This window comes from Nostoc sp. 2RC (assembly GCF_014222165.1).
Lineage (GTDB): Bacteria > Cyanobacteriota > Cyanobacteriia > Cyanobacteriales > Nostocaceae > Nostoc > Nostoc linckia.
On sequence record NZ_JACKZU010000408.1, the window covers coordinates 1 to 7,014 of the forward strand.

At 36.1% G+C, this 7,014-nt stretch carries 7 protein-coding genes; 6 read left to right on the forward strand and 1 reads right to left on the reverse strand.

Translation table 11 applies throughout. The annotated features are described in order from the left end of the window. Positions 1–718 precede the first annotated feature (718 nt). A complete protein-coding gene (locus GNE10_RS29940; RefSeq protein WP_185569398.1) occupies positions 719–1,489 on the forward strand; it encodes a hypothetical protein in 771 nt (256 codons plus the stop codon). 224 nt (positions 1,490–1,713) lie between these two features. Here the strand turns inward: GNE10_RS29940 and GNE10_RS29945 are convergent, their stop codons facing one another. Next, a complete protein-coding gene (locus GNE10_RS29945; RefSeq protein ID WP_260447086.1) occupies positions 1,714–2,271 on the reverse strand; it encodes a PEP-CTERM sorting domain-containing protein in 558 nt (185 codons plus the stop codon). A 624-nt stretch (positions 2,272–2,895) separates the two neighbouring features. Here GNE10_RS29945 and GNE10_RS29950 point away from each other — a divergent pair. From GNE10_RS29950 to GNE10_RS29970, 5 genes are all read left to right on the forward strand, one after another. Then, a complete protein-coding gene (locus GNE10_RS29950) occupies positions 2,896–4,200 on the forward strand; it encodes an alkaline phosphatase PhoX (RefSeq protein WP_185569401.1) in 1,305 nt (434 codons plus the stop codon). Between the two features lie 120 nt (positions 4,201–4,320). Further along, positions 4,321–4,752 carry a DUF2358 domain-containing protein gene (locus GNE10_RS29955; protein ID WP_185569403.1) on the forward strand — a complete coding sequence of 144 codons (432 nt, stop codon included), beginning with the start codon at positions 4,321–4,323 and terminating at the stop codon, positions 4,750–4,752. After that, positions 4,752–5,051, forward strand: coding sequence for a type II toxin-antitoxin system HigB family toxin (locus GNE10_RS29960; protein ID WP_185569404.1), 300 nt, complete (start codon positions 4,752–4,754; stop codon positions 5,049–5,051). Before GNE10_RS29955 ends, GNE10_RS29960 begins: the two co-directional genes overlap by 1 nt. Further along, positions 5,035–5,439: a type II toxin-antitoxin system HigA family antitoxin gene (locus tag GNE10_RS29965; RefSeq protein ID WP_185569405.1), complete on the forward strand. Its 405-nt coding sequence runs from the start codon at positions 5,035–5,037 to the stop codon at positions 5,437–5,439. The genes GNE10_RS29960 and GNE10_RS29965 overlap by 17 nt, the downstream gene beginning before the upstream one ends. 314 nt (positions 5,440–5,753) lie before the next feature. After that, positions 5,754–7,014 (forward strand): DUF262 domain-containing protein (locus GNE10_RS29970; protein ID WP_185569407.1); only part of this gene is annotated, 1,261 nt, incomplete at its 3' end.

The following is a 7,014-nucleotide window of genomic DNA, read 5'->3' on the forward strand; positions in this document are numbered from 1 at the left end:
CCTCCCACACCTCCTGCTTGCCCCATGCCCATTTTTTTACAAAATGTTAGTTTCAAAACTTAAAAATTTACTTGGTAATTACTCAATTCATCCCAAAGGTTGATGATAAAATTATTTACAATAGTTTATACAAATTATATAAAAAACTTGAAGCTATTTAGAGCCTGCGCTGTATTGATTTGGGTAAAAAATAGTTCAAAAAATAGTTCAAGAGTAAAGTTTAGTTGCAAAAAAATTTACTTTCATTCGTTACTGCTAATCTAATAATTGAAGCTAATAAAAAGCTTCCCTGGCAGATACAACAGCTGCATGATGGAATGTAGTTAAGAGGTAAACGACGCTGTTTAATTCACATCTGTCTCGTCAAAACACGGCAACACCCAACGCGAAAACTCATATTTCCTCAAATATGGAAAATTAGGGGGCGCTGTAACTGATTTTCATTACTTGTTTACGAAGCGATGAGAGTTAGTACATCCCTGGCTAGAATAAACAAGGAGAGGGAATGTTGAAGCGAGTAGATGGCTGGGTGTTGTTGTATTTAAAAAGAAATCAGAATCATGACTCAAAAAGTAAAGAATACAAGCCCTTAAATTTATTTATAGGGATCGTTAATTTTGAATGGGTGAATTTTGAATTCGGAGCAAAGCGAGGTGACTCCTCTGGGTGTAAGCTAAATACGAACTTAAATAGCGATCAACATTTGAAATAGCGCCTTATGTCAATTATTGCGCTCAGAGCGTGGTATTTACAGGATTATGAGCCGATTCCAGAATTGGAAAAGCGCCCACCAGACATTCGCCTCAGTAAAAAAAGTCTGCTGAGATCGGCATTGCGAGCGGACTTTTTAGAAGAAAGTGACGAAATTAAAAAATCAATTTGGTTTGGGCGCTATCTGGAAGGAGAAGATATTGAGTTTTATATTGAGGGTAGTGGTGGCTATCGCGTAGCTAACATTGACTTGATTAGTCACGAAATTTATTTTACTAAACAAGCTTTGTTAGCTCAGTTAGACCCAACTATTTTTTTCTCCTACCAAACTGAGTATGCCGCAGCAAGTGATGTTCTGAGAGAAGAACTGCAAAAAAGTTTGGAGACTTTAAACTTGCGATCGCGTCTTCCTTTAACATTAGTAGAATCCTCTCGTCCCAGTGATGCCACTCTGCGAATTAATCGCACTATGATGCGAAAAATTCGTAAAAGTTTGTTATTTATCGCTGATACCACACCCATTACTACTATTGATGTTAAAGAAAGTGTGCAACTAATTCCCAGTCCGAAGGTTTGTATTGAAATTGGCTACGCTATCCAAAGTAAGCGGTCTGAACAAATTCTTCTAGCGCAAATGCAACGGCCAAACTTTGAAGGACAAGTTCCCTTTGATTTACCAATACAACAAATTTTACAATTTCAAGACATCAAACAACTGAATAAAATTCTGACGCGAACAATTGAAAATCAACTAGCAAGGTTTAAGTTGTTTTTTTGAAAAAAATAATAAGCATCTTTGCTCATCAGCAAATTTTATAGTACGAACAATTAGATCCCCAACTTCTTAGAGAAGTCGGGGATCTCAAGTTTGTAATTTGAGTGGGTAGTTACTCCCTAAAAAGTTTAGATCTGGCCCTTCTTCCAGATTGTTGATTGTTAGAGCTAAAATAATTGTCAATTACAGTTCTAATCAAGCTAGCTTCAACTATTCGGGTTTACTGTCTATGTAGATGCTGGCTTTTTCTTGATAACTCTGCTCAGAAAACCCATTACTAACAGTCCAGTAATTGCACCAGGTTCAGGAATCGCAGTTGCTGTTAACTGACCCCCAAGATCTAATCTACAGTCTGGGAATGTATCGCATACTTCCGGTGAAAGATCGTCTTTTAAGAAAATTGTAGCCGTTGGCAATCCTTGTTCGGCATTTAAGTAAGTATAAAAATCTAAGCCCGTCACATTTGTTGCAAAGTCAATTCCCAAATCAAAACCATTAGCGGTGTCAAAGTTACCTGTTTGTAGAACAGTGTTTGTAACTGTATCAAAATTGAAATTGAAACTAGTATCGGTTTGGGGAAAATCGTATTGGAAATTTTGTAATAAAGTTCCTTGTGGATCGAAGAAAGAAATAGCAAAATCAGTCAATTGTTCCTTAGTGACGATGTTTCCTATAAAACTATCGTCATAGCTGAAATTTCCCTTGGCAGAATAGCCTTGATTTCCTTGCCAATTCAGTTCAAAAGAAGCAGCATCAGCACTTTGGATATTCGTGAAAGTAGCCATAGAACTGAACGCAGCAATAGCTACAGTAGCTTTGATTGGGTTATGAATGCTTTTCATTGTCTTGATAACAGCAATAGATTTTAATGTTGTTATAGCTTTTGTTTGACTGTGCAAACTTAGATTGGAAATTTGAAATTTTAGATCGTAATTCTTTCGATAATCTTGCAAAAAAGCAAGATACAAGACCCGTTAATAACAGGCAGAATAAATCTTTTCATTCCAAATTTCAAATCTTGAATTTTCTACTTAAAGTGATTGAGACTAATTTGAAAGACGCTTGTAGACTCGTTAACAGTAGACTATCGGCAATCAAAAATTCAAGATTGATTAACCTTGAATCAGGTCTCAAACACCTTTGGGCAGATTGTATCATTAGATTAAATCTAATCCATATACTTTATGTTCTTTCTTTGTCAGAGAAACATAAAAATCTTATATTTTTTAATTTAAATTATTCTTTAACTACTCTTAACCAAATATTGTACAGCTGAAAAAATTATCATTTTTGTCGATTGTATCGAGAGAAAATTAAAAGTAATAATCCCAAATTAAATTAAGCATTACCTAAATTTAATTGAAATCGAATAATTTCTTGTCAGCATTTTCAGTAGCCAAAAAAATTTTATGAAATTATCTCGACGTAGATTCTTTACATTAGCGGGCACAAGTGCTGCTGGCACTTTGTTAGCCTCTCCTTTAGAAGGTCTTATTGCTAGACAAGCCAATGGTCATCCTGTATTTGGTAAAGGTTACGGGCCACTCATACCAGATCCCAATGGCTTATTAGATTTACCAGCTGGATTTAAGTATCGTACTTTCTCTCTCACAGACGACTTGATGAACGATGGTACTAAAGTACCTGGTGGCCATGATGGGATGGCGGCTTTCCCTGGCCCGAAAGGCACAGTTATTTTGGTTCGCAATCACGAACTCAGTCCTACTTCTGGTACAAAAGTTGAGGGGCCGCGTCCTTACGATCCATTTTGTAAAGGCGGTACGACAAACTTAGTTATAGGGCCCGATCGCAAGCTGATCAAACATTTTACTTCTTTAAGTGGAACCTATCGTAACTGTGCAGGTGGGCGAACTCCTTGGGGTTCATGGATTACTTGTGAAGAAAATACCACCACACCAACTTCCTTTCCAGTGGGGAATCGAAACTATGTATCGAAGTTCCACGGCTATAACTTTGAAGTTCCAGCTAGCACCACTACTCCCGTCAACCCCGAACCTCTAATAGCTATGGGACGATTTAACCATGAAGCTGTTGCGGTAGATCCTAAAACAGGATTTGTTTATGAAACTGAAGATACGGGAGATAGCCTTTTCTATCGTTTTATCCCAAAAGTACCAGGCAAATTAAAGGAAGGAGGTACTCTTCAAGCCTTAAAAATCAAAGATATCTATCAAGCACAAACATTTGCAAATTTCCCCAAACGCAAACCCTTTAAAGTAGAGTGGGTGACTATTACAGAGCCAAATCCAGCCCAAGATACTGTAAGAGTTGAGGGTTTTGCCAAAGGAGCAGCTCAGTTTGCCCGTGGAGAAGGTATCTGGTATGGTGACGGTGAGTTTTACTTTTGCTGTACGAGTGGTGGTGCTTTAGGGCTTGGTCAAGTGTGGCGGTACATTCCAGGGAAAGAGACTATTGAATTGTTTGTTGAATCTACATCTGCTGCTGAACTGGAAAATCCAGATAATATAGTCGTCTCACCCTATGGGGATCTCATCCTTTGTGAAGATGGGGATGATGAGCAGTTCTTAGTAGGTGTTACTCCCAAAGGGGAACTTTATCAATTTGCCCGTAATGCTTTAAATACCAACGAGTTCGCTGGTGCCTGCTTCTCACCAGATGGTAAAACTTTATTCGTCAACATCCAAACACCAGGGATTACTTTTGCAATCTGGGGCCCTTGGAAGAAATCATAGAGTTTAGGATTAGCGATCGCTACTAAGGTAACTCCAAAAAATAAATTATTCGGGTTTTTAGTACAAACACACCAACACAATAGGGTAGCATAGCTATGCTACCCTACAACTTATTTGCAGATGGAACAAGTAATTGAAACTCTCAAACAAGATTTACCGACACTTTTTGAAAAAGATATTTCCTATGACATTTATACACAGGATATCTATTTTAAAGACCCGGTGAATACATTCAAATATAAATTTAATTATCGGATTATCTTTTGGACTTTGCGGTTTCATGCCCGACTATTTTTTACTCAAATTTACTTTGACGTACATGATATAAAACAGTCTGCGTCAGATACTATTTTAGTAAATTGGACAGTGCGGGGAGTGTTGCGCGTTCCCTGGAAAGCACCTTTATTTTTTAACGGCTATTCAACTTATAAGCTGAACAAAGATAATTTGATATACGAACATATTGACACGTGGGACAGAAAGCCAACAGAGATTTTAAAGCAATTTTGGCAAAGGGGAGAAACAGATAGAAATGCCTCAACAATAAATTAATGCATGTCATCAGTCGAAAAAAGTTACGAGAATACTGCAAAGAACATAGTGACTGCTATGAAGTACTTGATGACTGGTACAGAACTGCTAGTCAAGCAATCTGGGCGAATTTGTTAGAAGTTCAAACTGTTTATCCTACAGCTGAAGCGGTTGGTAATTTTACAGTTTTTAATATTAAAGGCAATAAATACCGCTTAATTGTTAGTATTAATTATCAGAAGCAGGTCATCTATATAAAATACGTCTTCACTCATGCAGAATATGACAAAGACAACTGGAAAAATGACCATTACTTTTAACTCAGAAGTGTACAGCCAATTACTGTCTCAATATCAACCTCGAATTATCAAGACAGAAGAGGAAAACGAGAAATTTTTAGAAACTGTTGAAGCACTGCTTTCTCGTTCCGATCTGACTCCTGAAGAAGATGCTTTGTTAGAACTATTAGTAAAATTAATTGAGGATTTTGAAGATAAGCATTATCAGCTTAATGCTTCAACTCCTCGTTCAAGACTTTTACATTTGATGGAAGCTAGGAGTTTGGAACAGGCTGATTTAGTCGAAATTATTGGTTCTAGTGAGATTGTTGCTAAGGTTATTAATGGTGAGTTAGAAATCACTAAAGAAGAGGCTGAGGCTTTGGGTAAGTTTTTTAATGTTGATGCAAGTTTGTTTATTTTAGAATAGGCGATCGCTATTCTGAGGCACGACTAATTCAGATGTACAACATATTTCAAATTGGTGAAATACACAAATTGAGCTTCAAAGCCGGATACAAACTCTGTTTTACTTCTGAATTCTGCTGTATATTGATAAATTAATATTATTGTTGTATGGTAGGTGAATTAAGTATACTACATATAACAATCAGAATTTAGACGTGAAAAGATAAGTCCACGAAAAGTACGCATTTATAGGGTTTGCAGACATTTGATGTCTCACGACTGATTTAGGATTGGTATACTTAATTATAAGTATAAAAAATTAAAAAGACACTGAAGATGGCAAAAGACAGTTTGAAGGTTTATTTAGATGCCCTCATATGTAGAGAAGCATTTGAAGTCCAAGGACAACAAGGACAAAATATGGGAAGAAATATCGCTACGATATCAATTCGTGATTTAGAAAAAAATTCTTTTTTCTACCCATTTTTACGCAAACCTGATTTCCAAAGAGAAACTAATGAGTGGGAGTCTCAGAAAGTATGTGAATTTATCAAAAGTTTTTTAGATGGGGATTTAATACCGTCTGTTATTCTTTGGAGAAGTTCTAGTAGTTATTATTTTGTAATTGATGGCTCTCATCGGCTTAGTTCTCTAATAGCTTGGATCAATGATGATTATGGTGATGGTAAAATTTCCAAAGAATTTTATGATGGAGACATTACAGAAGAGCAAAAACTTGCTGCTCAAGAGGTAAGGAAACTTATTAAAACAACTATAGGTTCTTATAAAGATTATCAACCTTTAACACAGCATCCAGCCCAAGTAGATCCAAAATTTATTGAACGAGCAAGAAATTTAGGAGCTTTAGCTATCCAGTTACAGTGGGTTGAAGGTAATTCAGAAAAAGCAGAAGCATCTTTTTTTAAAATTAATCAACAAGCAGCCCCTATCGGTGAAACTGAAATGCGTTTACTACTTGCACGTAAGACGCCTAATGGTGTTGCTGCTCGTGCAATTATGAGAAGTGGTAATGGTCATAAATATTGGTCAGACTTCTCACAAGATAAACAGCAAGAAATAGAAGAACTTGCTCAAGAAATACATCAACTTATTTTTGAACCTAAGTTAAAAAATCCTATTAAAACTCTAGACGTACCAATAGTAGGAAGTCTATCGGCTCCTGAAAAACTTGAAGTCATATTAGAATATGTGAATATTGTTAATGATATAGAAGTAGATAATCAATTAGGAGACGATCCTACAGGAGAAAAAACAGTAGAACTGCTAAAAAATTGTAAAAAAGTAGCGCAAAGGATAAATAGCAACCATCCTTCATCTCTGGGTTTGCATCCGATTATATATTTTTACACTAGCGCTGGAAAGCCGAAAATTGGTTCATTTTATGGCATCGTTACCTTAATATTACATTTAGAAAAAACTAAATACTTTTCTCAATTTATAAAAGTCCGAAAAGATTTTGAATGGGTGATCTGGCAAGATGATATGGTTCCGCAGATTGTCAGCAAAAATGGAAATGCACTCAAAGCAAGAGAGAAAGTTAAAGATTTTTATATAAAAATTATTGATAAATTATTAC